The sequence below is a fragment of the Pseudomonas sp. 14P_5.3_Bac1 genome, from assembly GCF_025466135.1.
In the GTDB taxonomy this organism is placed as follows: Bacteria; Pseudomonadota; Gammaproteobacteria; order Pseudomonadales; family Pseudomonadaceae; genus Aquipseudomonas.
The window spans coordinates 24444-41381 of record NZ_JANLOF010000022.1; the positions used below are offsets into that span (position 1 = coordinate 24444).

Genomic DNA, 16938 nt, shown 5'->3' on the forward strand with positions numbered 1-16938 from the left:
TCGTCTTCACTGCAGGCCGGAAAGGCCAAGGGCGGGGTCGATTCCATCGAGTACAGCGGCCAGAGCCTTGGCCTTGTCGGCGATCTGCTTGCGCTGATCGGCGGTGACGCTGTCGTAGCGGCGGTACTGGCCGTCGACTTTCAAACCATTGAGCTCGGTATCGAAGGCGGCGAGGGCACTGTCGATTTTCGGCAGCAGGTCCGCTGCGGACTTGGTCAACAACGGGCGCATCAACTCCACCACCTTGTGGGCCGCTTCCAGGTTGGCGGCAAATCCGTTCACGTCGATATGGCTGTAGCGTTCCTCTTCACCGCTGGCGGCGCGTACATCCGCCAGGCTGTTGAGGTTGCGCACCACAATGCTCACCAGTTGTTCCGGTGGCAGCGATTGGGCCAGCAGTTGTTGCTTGAGCGTGGTGACGTCGGTGACCAGGCGTTGCGCAATCGGGGCCAGGCCCTCCAGGCTGTGCTGCTGGAACAGGCTGTATTCGAGGCGATGGAAGCCGCTGAACGCCGGGTCTTGCTCGCGCTTTTCAAAGTAGTCGGCGCGTGCGTTGATGGCGTTATCCAACTCGGCCAGGCGTTGCGAAGCCGGCGCCAGGCGCTGGTAGGCCTCACGGGCCGGCACATAGAGTGCCTGCGCCTGAGCCAGGTCGCCGGCTTCAATGGCCTGTTGCAGCGCTGTAACGGCCTTGACCAGCGCACTGCCCTGGCCGCTCAGGTACACGCGGAACTCCGACAGCGGGCCGATAAACGCCACCATCGACGGCTTGGCCTTGGCCTGGGCGTCGGACTCAGCCGTCGGCGTCACGTGCAACGTGCCGCGCGGGTTGCTCAACAGCCCGCAGGTGATTGCATAGTCGCCGGGCAGCAGGTTGGCGTTGATCACCTGGCTGAGGCCAGGGGCGATATTTTCGCGCTCCTCGATCACCAGCACGCCGTCGAGGATTTCCCACTCCACCGCACGGTCGGAGCGGTTGATGATGCGAAAGCTCGCGTGCCCGGCGGGCACGGTCAACGCGTTGGGTTCGCAAGCGTGGCCATGGATGGTCACCGCGATTTCATTGTGGTTGGTCTGACGTTTGGCGGTGGCCAATTGTGAGGCGTAATAGAACAGCGCACCGGCGCCGATCATCACGACCACCGAGCCGGCCACCGCCCAGCGCAGGGCGCGGGAAGGCAGAGCCGGTTGAGGGGTTGGGTTGGACAAGAGACGGTCCTTACTGGCTGGAAACGGAAGAGGTGTTAGCGACAGGCCTGGGTGGGGCGGACGGCAGGAAGAACATCACCAGCGCCACCACCAGGTAAATCAGATACGCGCCCAGGGTGCTGATGGTCGGTGCGTCCTGATAGCCGAACATCCCGGCCAGCACCGAGCCCAATGGGCCATCCATCGGCAGTGTCGCGCTGAAATCGAACAAGACGGTTTGCCAGTGGTTCCACACCCCGGCCTCGTGCAGGGCTTGTACCGAGTTGGCGAGAATGCCGGCGGCGACCACCAGGATGAACAAGCCGGTCCAGCGGAAGAACGCACCCAGGTTCAAGCGCATGCTGCCGGTGTAGATCAGGAAACCGACGATGATCGCCAGGATCAGGCCGAGCAGGGCGCCAATCGGCGCGCCCGGGCCTTCGCTCTGCTGGAACACCGCGAGCAGGAAGAACACCGTCTCCAGGCCTTCACGGGCCACGGCGAAAAACACCATGGCGATCAGCGCGATCACCTGATGCTTGGAGCCGGCCAGGGCGTGGTCGAGGGATTCGTGCAGGGAATGCTTGATGGAGCGCGCTACTTTGCGCATCCAGAACACCATGGAGCTGAGAATGCCGACGGCCACCAGGCCGACCACACCTTCGAACAATTCCTGTTGTTTTTGCGGGAATTCGGCGCTGACCAGCTCCAGGCCGCCGCCGACCAGCAGCGCCAGGGCAGCGGCGAGAAACACGCCGATCCATACCGCGGGCATCCACTGGCCGCGGCCGGTCTGTTGCAGGTAACTGGCGATGATGCCAACGATCAATGCTGCTTCAATGCCTTCGCGCAGCATGATTAGAAAGGGAACGAGCATTCGGCACCGCATCATGACTGGATAGGATGCTAATTTGTAACATAATGATACTCATTACTAAACAGGGAATATTGCGCTTTGCTGAACTGCGGCTGAACGGTGGTGGCGAATCGCAACCGCCCTTATGATGCACCCCATCTTTTGCAGCATTGAATAGCCCGATTCCCATGGCGGAAAAAGACACCATCTCTATCCATCTTGTGCGCGAAGCCTTGCTGCAAAGCTGCGCGCCCGGCGCGGCCACGGTGGAGGCGTTGAGCAAGGTTGGGATAGACCCGGCGTTGCTCGACCAGTCCGACGCCCGCGTGCCCGCCACGGCCTATGCACGCCTGTGGCGGTTGCTGGCGCGGCGCACGGATGATGAATTTTTTGGAATGGACCCGCGCAAGCTCAAGTCCGGCAGCCTGGCGTTCCTGTGCCGCGCCGCCATGGCGCAACCCAATCTGGGCGCGGCCCTGCAAACCGGGCTGGGTTTTCTGTCGCTGATGCTTGAGCAGATGCCCGCGCAATTGGTGCACCAACAAAGCCTGGCGGAAATCGTGTTGGCTGAACCTGCGCCCAAACGCGCGTTTACCTACTTCACCTATTGGATGATTGTGCACGGCGTCGCCTGTTGGCTGGCCGGCCGGCGCATCCCGATCCTTGCGATTGAGCTGCGCTGCCCACAACCGGACTTTTACGACGATTACCGGGTGATGTTTTCTGAGAACCTGCGTTTTGATCGGCCGCGTACGCGCATGATCTTTTCTGCAGACTGCCTGGACGTGCCGATCAAGCGCAGCCCGGAAGAACTCAAGCGCTTTCTTGCCCATGCGCCGGCCAACATATTGGTCAAGTACCGCGACCCGGATAGCCTGGCCACGCGCATCAAGCACGATCTACGCCAGATGCCCGCCGATACCTGGCCGGAAACCGAGGGGTTGGCGGCCAACTTGTGTATTTCGGCGTCGACCCTGCGACGCCGCCTGGCGGATGAAGGGCAGACCTATCAGGGGCTCAAAGACAGCGTGCGCAAAGAGCTGGCGATTGTCTGGCTGGCAGAGCCACAGGTCAGCTTCGCCGAAATCGCCGGGCGCCTGGGGTTTGCCGACACCAGTTCGTTCTACAAGGCGTTTCGCAAGTGGTCCGGGTCCAACCCCGGGCATTACCGCAGCTTGATATTGAACGAAGCATTGAGCCAATAGGTCATTGGAACGCTGCCGGGCCTGTGCGAGCAGTTACCCGCAGCTTCAATGATCCAGGTCACTCTCCGGCGCCCGTGTCCGTGTAATAGTCGGCGCAATCGTTCCATCGCTTGTTTCCTGACGCAGCCTGATCGGCACTTGTCGCGATCAACGTCTACGCCATTTCCCTCATTCAAGAGCAGGATTTCATGGCACTTCACAAAACCGTAGAAACCCAAGACCAAGCCATCGAAGACGTGTATTCGAGCGGTTCGTCCCAGCACACCTTGCCCAAGTACCGTTTGCCGAATCACTCGACCACGCCGTCGGCGGCCTACAACCTGGTGCGCGATGAACTGCTGCTGGACGGTAACTCGCGGCAGAACCTGGCGACCTTCTGCACCACGTGGGTCGAGCCCGAAGTGAAGCAGTTGATGGCCGACGCCCTCGACAAAAACATGATCGACAAGGACGAGTACCCGCAAACCGCCGAGATTGAAAATCGCTGCGTGCACATCATTGCCGACCTCTGGCACGCGCCCAAATCCTGGCAAACCGTGGGTTGTTCGACCACAGGCTCCAGCGAAGCGGCCATGCTTGGCGGCCTGGCCCTGAAATGGAGCTGGAAAAAACGCCGCGAAGCCGCCGGCCTGTCGACTGACAAGCCGAACTTCGTGTGCGGGCCGGTGCAAATCTGCTGGAAAAAATTCGCCCGCTATTTTGACGTGGAAATTCGTGAAGTGCCCTTGCGCGGTGACGCCTTGGGCCTGCTGCCGGCCGACCTGCGAGAGTATTGCGACGAGAACACCATCGGCGTGGTCGCGACACTGGGTGTGACCTTCACCGGTATCTACGAACCCGTGGCCGCGCTGGCCGTCGAGCTGGACGCGATGCAGCGCGACCTCGGCCTGGACATCCCGATACATGTTGATGCGGCGAGTGGCGGGTTTATCGCCCCGTTCATCCAGCAAACGCTGCAATGGGATTTTGTGATCGAACGGGTCAAGTCGATCAACGCCTCGGGCCACAAATACGGGCTGGCGCCGCTTGGCGTGGGCTGGGTGATTTGGCGCTCTACCGAAGATTTGCCGGAAGAATTGATCTTCTATGTCGACTATCTGGGCGGCAACATGGCGACCTTCGCGCTGAATTTCAGCCGGCCAGGCGGTGAGATCATTGCCCAGTACTACAACTTCCTGCGGCTGGGGCGCGACGGCTACACGCGTATTCAACAAGCCTGCTCCGACACGGCGCAGTGGCTGGCCGCGCAAATCGCCAAGTGTGCTCCGCTGGAATTGGTGTATGACGGCAAAGACGGGCTGCCGGCGGTCTGCTACAAGCTCAAGGACGGCATCGACCATGGCTTCAGCCTGTATGACCTGTCCGAGCGCGTGCGCATGCGCGGGTGGCAGATCGCGTCCTACCCACTGCCTTCAGACCGCCAGAACATCGTGGTGCAACGCATCCTGGTCCGCCATGGCGTGAGCCGCGACCTGGTGGCGCTGTTGCTTGATGACCTGCGCAAGGCTATCGAGTATCTGCAGAAAAACCCGGTGGCCAATTCCGACGCCGGGCCGAGTTTCAGCCACGGCGCGATCGCCGATCCGGTGATCCCGGCAGACACCCCCAACCTGGCCTGACACTCCTCACGCTCACCGGGCCTTGAGGCTCGGTGCCCTAAGTGTTTGCCTTGCCAGGTGCGAATTATCGTGACTGCCATCTTCAGTTTCTTGCACGACAACCCCTATATTCTGCTGTTCCTGGTGGTCGGCCTGTCCGTCTGGGTCGGGCGCGGCACCATCAAGGGGTATGGCTTGGGGGCGGTGGCCGGGGCCATCGTCATTGGGTGCGCCATTGCGACCTGGGCGTCTTACTACGGCGTGCATTTCGAGCTCGATAACTTCACCAAGAGCCTGTTTTATTACCTGTTCATGTACGGCGTCGGGCTGCGCGTGGGGCCCTCGTTTATCAATAGCCTCAAGGGCGATGGGCTGAAATTCACCTTTCTGGCGATACTGTCGTCGTTCCTCGGCCTGGGCATCGTGGTGCTGGGTGTGAAGCTCTTGTCGCTGCCGGTGGGCGCCGCTGGCGGTATTCTTGCCGGTTCACAAACCATGTCTGCGGCCATTGGTTCGGCGGAGCAAGCCCTTACCTCCGGCGTCGTCCCGTTGCCGCCGGGCACCACGGTCGCCGCGGCGACGGCCATGATCGCGTTGTCCTATGGCATCACCTACATCTGGGGCACGGTCGGCATCATCCTGATCTGCAAATACCTGCCGCGCTGGTGGGGGGTGGATGCACGCGCAGCGGCCAAGGCGTATGAAGTCGAACACGGCGTGCCCAATGTCGATGACGCCGGGCTCAGTGGCTATCGGCCTTTCGACTTGCGCGCGTACCGATTGGTGAACAGTGAATGGGCGGGGCAGACCATCGCGCAGTTCCGCCAGCAATTTGCGCTGTACCAGATTGAGAATGTCGAGCGCGGCGATCAGTTGCTCGGCGCCGATCCCGCACTGGTGCTGCAACTGGGCGATATCATTGCCCTGGGCGGCAGCCTCGATGCGCTGACCGATCACATGGGCCTGATCGGGCCGGAAGTGCCGGACGCTCGGGCGCTCAACATCCCGCTGGATGAGGCGGTGATTCTGGTGACCCACCGTGATGCGATCGGCAAGCAGCTCAAGCAGTTCAGCCAGTCATCGATTGCCGGGCAGGTGCAACTGGTGGGCATCGAACGCGGCGGCGCGCCCATTCCCCTGGGGCTGGAAACACGCCTGCAACGCCTGGATGTGATGCACCTGATCGGCTTGCGTCCCGCCATCGACAAAGCCACGGCGTTACTCGGCAAGGCAGGGCGGCCGAGTACCGCGACCGATTTGCTGACGCTGTCACTGGGCATGGTGCTGGGGTTGCTGATCGGTCTGATCCAAGTGCCGGCGTTCGGTGCAGCGGTGGGCCTGGGCAACGCGGGCGGCTTGCTGGTGTCGGGGATTATCGTCTCGTCACTGGTGTCGCGCGTGCGCTTTTTTGGTAATACACCCAACGCCGCCCGCAACATTCTTGAAGACATGGGGCTGATTTTCTTTGTCGCAATCGTGGGGGTGAACGCTGGCGCCAACCTGGTTTCACAAATCAGCCCGATCATCGCGTTGAAGGTCGTTGTGCTCGGCTTTGTCGCCTGCACCGTTCCGCCGTTTATCGTCTGGGCGGTGGGGTTTCATGTGTTCAAGATCAACCCGGCGATCCTGATGGGCGGCGTGGCGGGCGCGCGTAGCCACTCCGGACCGGCGCGTGAGGCCGCCAAGGAAATCGACAGCAGCGTGCCCTGGATCGGTTTTCCTGTGGCGTATGCGGTGTCGGGCATTTTGCTGACGGTGTTTGGCTACTTCGCGATGGTCCTCGCACGCTGACGCCGGCTCAAGAGGCGCCTGGCCCCACACACTGTGCGCAGCGTTGATCGTCGGCGGTCCAGCCGGCGTCCGCCATTGCTTGCTTATAGGCCACAGGGTCAAGCAGCGCCGTGTAGCAAACACGCCATGAAACTGCAGGGTTCTGTTTCCTTATGAAGTCATCACTGTGAAAAATTGAAGCACAACCTTGGCGTTAACCCTGGCGACTCAGGCATAAAAAAAGCCCCACGACCGAAGGGGGCGTGGGGCTAAAAATTGGCTGGATGCGACCAACCAAAGGAGCGCTTTACATCACTTGCTGCTGGCGACCACCGTGTCCGGCTGCCAGCCGCCACCGAGGGCCTTGTAGATCGCGACAATCCCACGATACAAGTCCACTTCGGCCTGGGCCTGGGAGTCTTCAGCGGCCAGACGCTCACGTTGCGCGTCAAGCAGCACCAGGAAATCCACCGTGCCCTCGCGGTAGCGGATCGCCGCAAGGTCGGCCGCGGCGCGACTTGATTCACTCTGACGGATCAGCGAGACCAGGCGCTGCTGGCGTTTGCCGTAATCACTGAAAGCATTTTCCGATTCTTCCAACGCCAGCAGCACTTGTTGCTCATAGGTTGCCAGGGCGCCATCGGCCTCGGCGTTCGCGCCGCGCAACCGCGCACGCACACTGCCCAGGTCAAACGCCGCCCAGGTGATGCTTGGGCCGAGGGACCAGGCATTCGCCGCGGCCGACCCGATCTGCGAACCGCGCCCGGCCGTGAAGCCGAGGAAGCCGCTGAGGCTGACCCGTGGGAACAGGTCGGCCTTGGCCACGCCGATACGCGCGGTGGCGGCCGCCAGTTTGCGTTCGGCACTGAGGATGTCCGGGCGGCGCTGCAGCAGTTGCCCTGGGTCGCCGATGGGCAGCGCCTTGGCAATCGCCGGCAGGTCTTTGGGGCTCAGGTCCACGCTCAGCTTGTCGGGGCGCTGGCCGAGGAGGGTGGCGATGCGGTTGCGCTCGCGCACTTGCTCGGCCTGCAGTTGCGGCACGCTGGCTTCAACGGCCGCCAGGCGTGCGTCGGCACGTTCCACATCGAGCTGATCACCGACGCCGGCATCGCGCAGGCTGACGGTAATGGTGCGCGACTCCTGCTGGTTCTTCAGGTTGTCCAGGGCGATGCGTTCACGCAATTGCGCACCGCGCAGTTGACCGTAGGCGTCCACCAGCTCGGCAATCATGGTGACTTGCAGTTGGTACAGGTCGGCTTCAGCAACCTGTTGATCAGCATCGCTGGCTTCCAGGTTGCGGCGGATGCGGCCGAACAAGTCCACTTCCCAGGCCATGTCCAGGCCCAGGTCGTAGCGTTCGCTGTTGACGCGCTTGGTGGTCTGGCCCGGGATCTGGCCTTTGCCCACGTCGCTGCTGGCCCGGCTGGTGACCACCGGCATGATGTCGTTGGCCGCGTCATCGCGAATCGCACGCGCCGCTCGCAGACGGGCAAAGGCTACGCGCAAGTCGCGGTTACCGCTCAACGACTGGGTCACCAGTTGGTCGAGGGTCGGGTCGTCGAACTGCTGCCACCAGATGCCTTCGTACTTGGCGTGGTCATAACTTTTGGTGTCGGCGGCGGCCGTGATGTTGGCCGCCTCCAGCTTCTCGGTTTTGTAGTCCGGGCCCACGGCACAGGCGCTCAGCGCCAGCACCAGCAAGCTCGGTAGAAAGACTTTCACGCTCATTGCTGTGTCTCCAGCTTCAAGGCCTTGGCCGCTTTGCGCGCGTCCTGGCGCTCCACATAGCGACGGATCAGTACGTAGAACACTGGCGTCAGCAACAGACCGAAGAAGGTCACGCCGATCATCCCGGAGAACACCGCCACACCCATGGCATGGCGCATCTCGGCACCGGCACCGCTGGACAACACCAGGGGCACCACGCCCATGATGAACGCGAACGAGGTCATCAGAATCGGCCGCAGACGCAAGCGGCAGGCTTCGAGTACCGCGGCCAGTGGGTCGAGCCCCTCGGCCTGTTTATCCTTGGCGAATTCGACGATCAGAATCGCGTTCTTACACGCCAGGCCCACCAGTACGATCAAGCCGATCTGGGTGAAGATGTTGTTGTCGCCGCCCGAGATGATTACCCCGGTAATGGCCGACAGCAGCGTCATCGGTACGATCAGGATCACCGCCAGTGGCAGGCTCCAGCTTTCGTATTGGGCGGCCAGTACCAGGAACGCCAGCAGTACGCAGAGCGGGAACACGAACAGCGCGGTGTTGCCCGAGAGGATTTGCTGATACGTCAGGTCAGTCCACTCGTAGGTCATGCCGTTGGGCAGTTCCTCTTTCAACAGTTTTTCAATCGCGGCCTGGGCCTGGCCGGAGCTGTAGCCCGGTGCGGCGTTGCCGTTGATTTCAGCGGTGATAAAGCCGTTGTAGTGCATCACGCGGTCCGGGCCCGAGGTGTCGCTGACCTTGATAAAGGTCGCCAGCGGGATCATCTCGCCCTTGTTGTTACGCACTTTCAGCTGGCCGATCTGGTCTTCATCCTGGCGGAACTGTTGCTCAGCCTGCACGTTGACCTGGTAGGTACGCCCGAAGCGGTTGAAGTCGTTGGCATACAGCGAACCCAGGTAGATCTGCAGGGTGTCGAAGATGTCGCTGACAGCCACGCCGTGGGTCTTGGCCTTTTCGCGGTCGATGGCGGCATCAACCTGCGGCACGTTGACCGTGTAGCTGGTGAACAGGCCGAACAACTCAGGCACGCCACGGCTTTTGGTGATGACGTTCTGCACTTCTTTGTACAGCTCGTCGTAACCCAGGTTGCCACGGTCCTCGATCTGCAGGCGGAACCCGCCAATCGTGCCCAGGCCCTGTACCGGCGGCGGCGGGAAGATCGCCATGTAGGCTTCTTCGATGCTGCTGTACTTGCCGTTCAGTGCACCGGCAATCGCGCCGGCCGACAGGCTCGGGTCTTTACGCTCATCGAACGGCTTCAAGGTCACGAACACGATGCCGTTGTTCGGGCTGTTGGTAAAACCGTTGATCGACAGGCCGGGGAAGGCGATGGCGCTTTCCACGCCCGGCTGCTTCATGGCGATGTCCGACATGCGCTTGATCACATCTTCGGTGCGGTCCAGGCTCGCGGCGTCCGGCAATTGCGCGAAGGCCACCAGGTACTGCTTGTCCTGGGCCGGTACGAAACCGGTAGGAGTATGGGCGAAACCCAACCAGGTCAGCACCATCAGCCCGGCGTACAGGAACAGTGCAATACCGCTGCCGCGAATCACCCGGCGTACGGTGCCGACGTAACCATGGCTGGCTTTCTCGAAGAACCGGTTGAACGGACGGAACAACCAGCCGCCGAACACCTTGTCGAGCGCCTTGGAAAAACGGTCCTTGGGGGCGTTGTGCCCCTTGAGCAAGACGGCAGCCAGGGCCGGGGACAAGGTCAGCGAGTTGAACGCCGAGATCACCGTCGAAATCGCAATGGTCAAAGCGAACTGCTTGTAGAACTGCCCGGTCAAGCCGCTGATAAACGCCGCCGGGATAAACACCGCACACAGCACCAACGCGGTGGCGATGATCGGGCCGGTCACTTCGCTCATGGCTTTTTCAGTGGCCGGGAACGGTTCCAGTCCAAGCTCGATGTTCCGCTCGACGTTTTCCACCACCACGATGGCGTCGTCCACCACGATACCAATCGCCAACACCAGTCCGAACAGCGACAGCGCATTGAGCGAGAAGCCAAACAGGTGCATCACCGCAAAGGTACCGATCAACGAAACCGGCACTGCCACCAACGGAATGATCGACGCGCGCCAGGTCTGCAGGAACAGGATCACCACCAGCACCACGAGGATCAGTGCTTCAAACAGGGTGTGAACCACGGCTTCGATGGAGCCGCGCACGAAGACCGTCGGGTCATAGGCAATGCGGTAATCCATGCCTTCCGGGAAGCTCTGTTTCAGCTCCGCCATCTTGGCGCGCACTTCATTGGAGATGTCGATGGCGTTGGAGCCCGGGCGCTGGAAGATCGGGATCGCCACGGCCGGTTGGTTGTCGATCAACGAACGCAGGGCGTACTGGCTGGAACCCAGCTCAACCCGCGCGATGTCTTTCAAACGCGTGATTTCGCCGTTGGCACCGGCACGAATCACGATATTTTCGAACTCTTCCTCAGTGACCAGGCGGCCCTGGGTGTTGACCGACAGTTGGAAGCTGGTGTCATTGGGCGCAGGTTGCGCGCCCAGTGCACCGGCCGCTACCTGGCGGTTTTGCTCGCGAATGGCCGTGACCACATCGGTGGCGGTCAGGTTGCGCGAGGCGGTCTTGTTCGGGTCCAGCCATACACGCAGCGAGTAGTCGCCCATGCCGAACAACTGCACATCGCCCACGCCGCCCAGCCGCGCCAACTCATCCTTGATATTCAGGATCGCGTAGTTGGACAGGTAGAGCATGTTGTAGCGCTGATCCGGGGAGGTGATGTGCACCACCATGGTCAGGTCGGGCGACGCCTTGTCTACGGTGATACCGATGCGCGTGACTTCCTCAGGCAGTTTTGGCTGAGTGCGTGTCACACGGTTCTGCACCTGCACCTGCGCGTTGTCCAGGTCGGTGCCCAGGGCGAAGGTGATGGTCAGGGTCAGTTTGCCGTCGGCGGTCGACTGCGAGGACATGTACAGCATGTTCTCGACGCCGGTGATGGCTTGCTCCAGCGGAGCGGCCACGGTTTCACCGATGACTTTAGGGTTGGCGCCCGGGAAGTTGGCGCGTACCACGACGGTCGGCGGTACCACTTCCGGGTATTCGCTGATCGGCAGCTGGAACAGCGAGATCGCGCCGGCGATCAGGATCAACAGCGACAGCACCGCTGCGAAGATCGGCCGCGAAATGAAGAACTTGGAAAAATTCATCTTGAGTTGTATCCCTTAACCGCGTGGAGTCGCGACGCTGGCAACTTTTGGCGCGGCTTTATCCGGCGCCACTTGCTCCAGGTTGCTGGCTTCAAGCGCTTGTCGTTGTTGTGCCAAGGCGGCGAGGGTTTCCTTGCTGGCCATCGGGATCGTTTCAGGTTGCACAGGCGAGCCCGGACGAATGCGCTGCAGGCCCTTCACGACGATGGTGTCGTCCTTGTTCAAACCGCTGCGTACGATGCGCAGGCCTTCGATCTTCGGCCCCAGTTCCACCGAGCGATACGCCGGCTTGTCGCCGTCCATCACCAGCACGAATTTCTTGCCAAGGTCAGTGCCGACGGCTTCGTCGTTGATCAGCACGGCGGAGTAAGTGCCGCTGCCGACCAGCTTCAAACGTGCATACAGGCCCGGGGTGTATTCGCCCTTGCTGTTATCGAACACGGCGCGACCACGGATGGTGCCGGTGGCCGGGTTGACCTGGTTGTCGACGAAGTTCATCTGGCCCAGGTGCGGGTTGCCGGTTTCGTTGGACAGGCCAAGGTACACCGGAGTGGTTGCACCGCGACGACCTTCGCGCGCCAGCTGGGTGTATTTGAGGTACACGCGCTCATCGGCGTCGAAGTAGGCGTAGACCTTGTCGGTGGAGACCACGCTGGTCAGCGCGGTGACGTCGGCGGTCACCAGGTTGCCGGCGGTAATTTCGGCGCGGCTGACACGGCCGCTGATCGGTGCGGTCACGCGGGTAAAGCTCAGGTTCAACTTGGCCAGGTCCAGCTGCGCCTGAATCCCGGCCACTGCGGCGCGGGCTTCTTGGGCGGCGGTGGTGCGCGAGTCGGCCAGCTCGGCGGAGATCGCATTGCTCTGACGCAGGCGGTCGCCACGTTGCGCTTCGTTATCGCTACGGGTGGCGGCGGCTTTGGTTTGGGCAAGCTGGGCTTCAAGGCGGCGCACTTCAGCCTGGAACGGACGCGGGTCGATCTGGAACAGCAAGTCGCCCTTTTTCACCAGGGCGCCTTCGGTGAAGGCCACCTGGTCGATCTGGCCGGACACGCGCGGACGAATCTGCACGGTTTCCGGGGCTTCCAGGCGACCGGTGAATTCGTCCCACTCGTTGACCGGTTGTTCGAGCACCTTGGCCACACTGACTTTCGCAGGAGGCATGGCGGCCGCTTGTTCTGGGGTCTTGCCGCATGCGCTCATCACCACCACGGCCAAAATCGCCAAGGGGAAGCGCAAATGTTTGAGTGACTGTTCCATGAAGTGCATCCGCCAATGTATTTGAGATGGGCGGATCATGCGCGGCGAGGTGCTATGTCACGAATCGAATGAAGCAAAGGTAACTATCATTCGGAATGATATAAGCGCGAGATTAGCCCTCTAGGATGCGGGTTTCGTTAGGAAGCTATCAATAGGAGTGATGACAAAAGACTGTTGCGCGGGCTGCAAGGAACGCCCGCGCGGTTTTTCAGTCCAGCAGGCGGCTGACTTCGCGCAAACGCACCTCGCTCAGGTTGCCGGTGGAGGCCAGCAGGTTCAATTGGGCCAGCAAGATGCTGTAGCGCTGCTGAGCCAGACGCTGCTGGGTGTCGGTGACTTTCTGCTGCGCATCCAGCACGTCGGTGTTGATGCGTGAGCCGGCTTCAAAACCGTGGGTGACCGACGCCAGGTTAACCTGGCTGGACTTGAGCGCCTGCTTGAGCGCCTGGTATTGGCTCATGCCGCTGGTGACTTGCAGGTACGCCTGGCGCGCCATCAACCCGGCGTTGCGGCGCGCGTCTTCGACCTCATCCAGGGCCTTGCTTTGCAGCGCATGGGCTTCGCGCACGCGGCTGCTGGTGCGGCCACCGCCGTAAAGCGGCACGCTCAACTTGACCCCGACCACGGTCTGGTTATAGCGGTTTTCCGGCAGCGTGACGTCGTACACATCGCCGCCCACCGAGGCAAAGCGGCCGTGGGCGGCGATCAGGTCGAGGGTCGGCAAGTGGCCGGCCTGTTCCTTGTCGATGTCCATTTCGGCCAGGCGCTGGGTGATCTGTGCGCGCTGCACGGCGAGGTTGCCTTGTTGCGCGGTAGTTGCCCATTCGCCGATGGCCGCAGGCACCGGGGCGCTGAATGGCGGCTCCTTGCCCGACCACGGCCGCGCCTGGGCGGCGGTCAACTGGGTGAGCGTTTCGGTGGCGATGTCCAGCGCGCCGCGTGCGGCAATCTGCTCGGCGAAGGCCTGGTCGTACTTGGCCTGCACCTGTTCGAGCGCATTGGCGGTAGCGGCGCCGTCGGCCAGTAAACGCCGTGTGCGGTTCTGGCTTTCCTGCAAGGTTTGCAGTTGTTGTGTGCGGGTGTTCAACAGCTCCTGGTTGAGCAACACATCAAAATAGGCGCGGGCCACGCGCAGCATCAGGTCCTGACGCGCCTGTTCGGTCTGCATTTCGCTGGCGCTGATCAGCAATTTGCTTTGGTCGTGGGCGATCACGTTCTGCCAGCGCAACAGCGGCTGAGTGAGCACCACGGCGTAGGCATTGGTGTTGTTGCGGTTGCGGTGGTAATCGTTGGAATCCTCGGCATCGACCCAGGCGGCGCCGCCCGTGACGGACAGGTCCGGCAGCAGGTTGGCGCGGCTTTGCGGTTCTTTTTCCGCCGTGGCCAGTTGCTGGGCCTGCGCGGCGGCGAACTTCATGTCGTGGCTCAGCGCTTTTTGATACAGCTGGTACAAGTCCTCTGCCGACACAGAGGCCGGGCAGCAGGCGAGGGCAAGCCCGCCCAGGCAGGTGAGCAGGGTGAGGTGTTTTAGATGCAGCCCTGGAATACGCAAGGGTAGGTGCTCCACAAAAAAATTATCGGCTGAGGGTGCTTCTGCGCATCATCAGCACCATGGGAATGCCGATGGCCATAACGGCGCCCAAGGTGCCGAACAGCATGCTGAAGGCCAGCATTTGCGCTTGTTCACGCGCTTGCAGGTAAGGCATCAGGGCCAAGGCTTGTTGATGGCTGGCAAGGCTGAGCGAGAGGAACAGCGGGTTGGATTCCACGCCGCCCCAGCCATTGGCGATCAGGCTGGATTCGGTCACGTGCTCGGAGAGCAGGCGATAGTGCTCCCACGAAAACCGCGTGAGCAGCGTTGCAGCGATGGCGATGCCGACGCTGCCGCCCAGTTGGCGCATCAGGTTCAATACGCCCGAGGCACCGGAGATCAACGTCAACGGCAGGCGGCGCATGGCCAGGTTGGTCAGCGGCACGAAGATCATGCCCAGGCCCAGCCCGCGGATCACCAGCGGCCAGTACAGCGTGTCCGGGTTGCTGTCGAGGGTGAACTGGGTGTGCAGGAACATCGCGTAGCAGTACATGACGATGCCCAAGGTCACGAACACGCGTTCGTCGATCTTGTTTTCCTGGGACAGCTTGCCGATCACCAAGGTACTGATGGCGCTGGCCACCGCCCCGGGGAAAATCACCAGCCCGCTCTGGTACGCGCTTTGCGCCAGCAACGTCTGCAAAAACAGCGGCACCATAAACAAGGTGCTGTACAGCCCGAAGCCCACGCAAAACGCGCAGATGCAGCCCATCAGGAACTCGCGGTTCTGAAACAGCGCGACGTTGACGATCGGGTTGACCGCGCGCCGTTCCCACCAGAAAAACCCCACCAGGCTGAAGCTGCTCAGCAACAGGCAGGCCACCGTCCAGTTGGATTCCAGCCAGTCCCAATGCTCGCCGCGCTCGAGCAGGATCTGCAAACTGCCGACCCCCAGCGCCAACAGGCAGAAACCGCTGTAGTCGACACTGCTGGGTTTTTGCTCGTTGGCCGAATCGCCGATACACAGCCAGCACAGCAACAGGGCCACGGCGCCGATGGGCACGTTGATCAGGAAGATCCAGTGCCATGACAAGGTGTCGATCAGGTAACCACCGACCGTCGGCCCAAGGGTCGGCCCCATCATTACGCCGACGCCGTACAGCGCCATGCCGCTGCTGACCTTTTCCTTGGGGAACACGTCGTAGATGATCGCCTGGGAAATCCCCAGCAAGCCGCCGCCCGCCAACCCCTGCAGCACGCGAAATGCCACCAGTTGCCACAGCTCAGCGGAGAACGCGCAGCCCACCGACGCCAGCACAAACACGGCGGTGGAGACCAGGTAATACCGGCGCCGCCCGAACCAGGCAGACAACCAGCCGCTGACCGGCAGAATCACCACGTTGGCCACCACGTAGCCGGTGGAGACCCACGAGATTTCATCGACCGACGCCCCATAGGTGCCCATCAGGCTGGGAATCGCGACGTTGACGATGGTGACGTCGAGCAACTCCATCATCGACACCAGCGTCACGGTGAACGCAATCAGGTACGGCGACCTCATAGCGTTTGGCTGGCGTTGTGTGGCGTGGCGACTTCGACGAAGGCGCTCATGCCGGGGCTCAACAAGCCCTTGTAGTCATCCGGCACGTCTTTGAGCGCAATCCGCACCTGGACGCGCTGCACCACCTTGGTGAAGTTGCCCGTGGCGTTTTCCTGGGGCAGCAGCGAGAACTTCGCCCCGGTCGCCGGTGCCAGGCTTTCGACCACGCCGTCGAAGGCGTGGCCGGGAAACGCATCCACCGTGACCTTGGCGTGTTGGCCGACACGTACGCGGCCAACTTGAGTTTCCTTGAAGTTGGCGGTAATCCACAGCGGGTCGGTGGCAATCAGGCTCAAGAGCTTCTGGCCGGCGACCACGAACTGGCCGGGTTCGACCTCTTTTTTCGAGACAATACTGCGCACCGGCGCAGTCTGGCGGGCGTCATGCAGCTTGATGCGGGCTTGCTCGAGTTCGGCTTGCGCCGCCGCGATCCGATAGTCCTGCACCTTGAGCTCGGCCTTGTTGGCCAGCGTGCTTTGCGCGGCGGCCTGGGCATTGCTGCGGGCCGCTTCCTGGGCATGGCTCAACGCGTCGAAACGCGCCTTGGCCAGTTCCAGGTCCTGAGTGCTCAGCACACCTTGGGCGCCCAGGCGGCGGGCGCGCTGGTAGTCGTTGCGCGCTTGCTCCAGGTTGGCGCTGGACTGTGCCAGCGCCGCTTGTGCGGCCTGGCGCATGGCAACTGCGCCGAGAATCTGGCTGTCCAGCGCACCCGGGCTGCCGCTGCGTCCGGCAGCGGCGAGCAAGGCTTGCCACTGTGCTTCGCGCTGCTGCACCTGGTATTGATATTCGCTGTCGCGTATCTGAAACAGCAGGTCACCGCTTTGCACGGTGACGTTATCCATCACCGGCACGCTCATCACCACGCCCGACAGCTTGGCCCGCACCGGGATGATCACGCCGTCGAGTTCCGCGTTGTCGGTGCTCACGTAGGCGCTGGAATACTGCCAGCGCTGCCAGCCGAGCAGCAGCAACCCACCCACCACGGCGACGCACAGTGTCATTTTTATAAGCTTGCCTTTGGTCATGTCC

General features: G+C 61.9%; 11 protein-coding genes. 3 read left to right on the plus strand and 8 right to left on the minus strand.

Annotation, left to right across the window (positions count from 1 at the left end):
• Positions 1–6: 6 nt before the first annotated feature.
• Positions 7–1209 carry an iron uptake system protein EfeO gene (gene efeO, locus NTD89_RS05260; RefSeq protein ID WP_262206648.1) on the minus strand — a complete coding sequence of 401 codons (1203 nt, stop codon included), beginning with the start codon at positions 1207–1209 and terminating at the stop codon, positions 7–9.
• Between the two features lie 10 nt (positions 1210–1219).
• Complete coding sequence (gene efeU / locus NTD89_RS05265; protein ID WP_145160471.1) at positions 1220–2065, minus strand: iron uptake transporter permease EfeU; 846 nt, start codon at positions 2063–2065, stop codon at positions 1220–1222.
• Positions 2066–2232: 167 nt separating this feature from the next.
• Here efeU and NTD89_RS05270 point away from each other — a divergent pair, with 167 nt between their 5' ends.
• From NTD89_RS05270 to NTD89_RS05280, 3 genes are all read left to right on the plus strand, one after another.
• The gene (locus tag NTD89_RS05270; protein WP_262206649.1) at positions 2233–3249 is read left to right on the plus strand and encodes an AraC family transcriptional regulator; all 1017 of its coding nucleotides are present in this window, start codon (positions 2233–2235) and stop codon (positions 3247–3249) included.
• 188 nt (positions 3250–3437) lie between these two features.
• Positions 3438–4868: a glutamate decarboxylase gene (locus NTD89_RS05275; protein ID WP_262206650.1), complete on the plus strand. Its 1431-nt coding sequence runs from the start codon at positions 3438–3440 to the stop codon at positions 4866–4868.
• Between the two features lie 69 nt (positions 4869–4937).
• On the plus strand, positions 4938–6638 hold the full coding sequence (locus NTD89_RS05280) for an aspartate:alanine exchanger family transporter (RefSeq protein ID WP_262206651.1): 1701 nt from the start codon (positions 4938–4940) through the stop codon (positions 6636–6638).
• Between the two features lie 291 nt (positions 6639–6929).
• Here the strand turns inward: NTD89_RS05280 and NTD89_RS05285 are convergent, their stop codons facing one another.
• The 6 genes from NTD89_RS05285 to NTD89_RS05310 all read right to left on the minus strand — a co-directional run bounded on the left by NTD89_RS05285 (position 6930) and on the right by NTD89_RS05310 (position 16934).
• The gene (locus NTD89_RS05285) at positions 6930–8345 is read right to left on the minus strand and encodes an efflux transporter outer membrane subunit (protein ID WP_145160480.1); all 1416 of its coding nucleotides are present in this window, start codon (positions 8343–8345) and stop codon (positions 6930–6932) included.
• Entirely contained in the window at positions 8342–11521 is a 3180-nt protein-coding gene (locus NTD89_RS05290; protein ID WP_145160482.1) for an efflux RND transporter permease subunit, read from the minus strand. The genes NTD89_RS05285 and NTD89_RS05290 overlap by 4 nt, the downstream gene beginning before the upstream one ends.
• Before the next feature lie 15 nt (positions 11522–11536).
• The gene (gene mexE / locus NTD89_RS05295; protein ID WP_145160484.1) at positions 11537–12778 is read right to left on the minus strand and encodes a multidrug efflux RND transporter periplasmic adaptor subunit MexE; all 1242 of its coding nucleotides are present in this window, start codon (positions 12776–12778) and stop codon (positions 11537–11539) included.
• A 208-nt stretch (positions 12779–12986) separates the two neighbouring features.
• Entirely contained in the window at positions 12987–14330 is a 1344-nt protein-coding gene (locus tag NTD89_RS05300; RefSeq protein ID WP_262206652.1) for a TolC family outer membrane protein, read from the minus strand.
• A 22-nt stretch (positions 14331–14352) separates the two neighbouring features.
• Positions 14353–15870, minus strand: coding sequence for a DHA2 family efflux MFS transporter permease subunit (locus tag NTD89_RS05305; protein ID WP_262206653.1), 1518 nt, complete (start codon positions 15868–15870; stop codon positions 14353–14355).
• On the minus strand, positions 15867–16934 hold the full coding sequence (locus NTD89_RS05310) for an HlyD family secretion protein (protein WP_145160489.1): 1068 nt from the start codon (positions 16932–16934) through the stop codon (positions 15867–15869). Before NTD89_RS05310 ends, NTD89_RS05305 begins: the two co-directional genes overlap by 4 nt.
• Between the last annotated feature and the right edge of the window lie 4 nt (positions 16935–16938).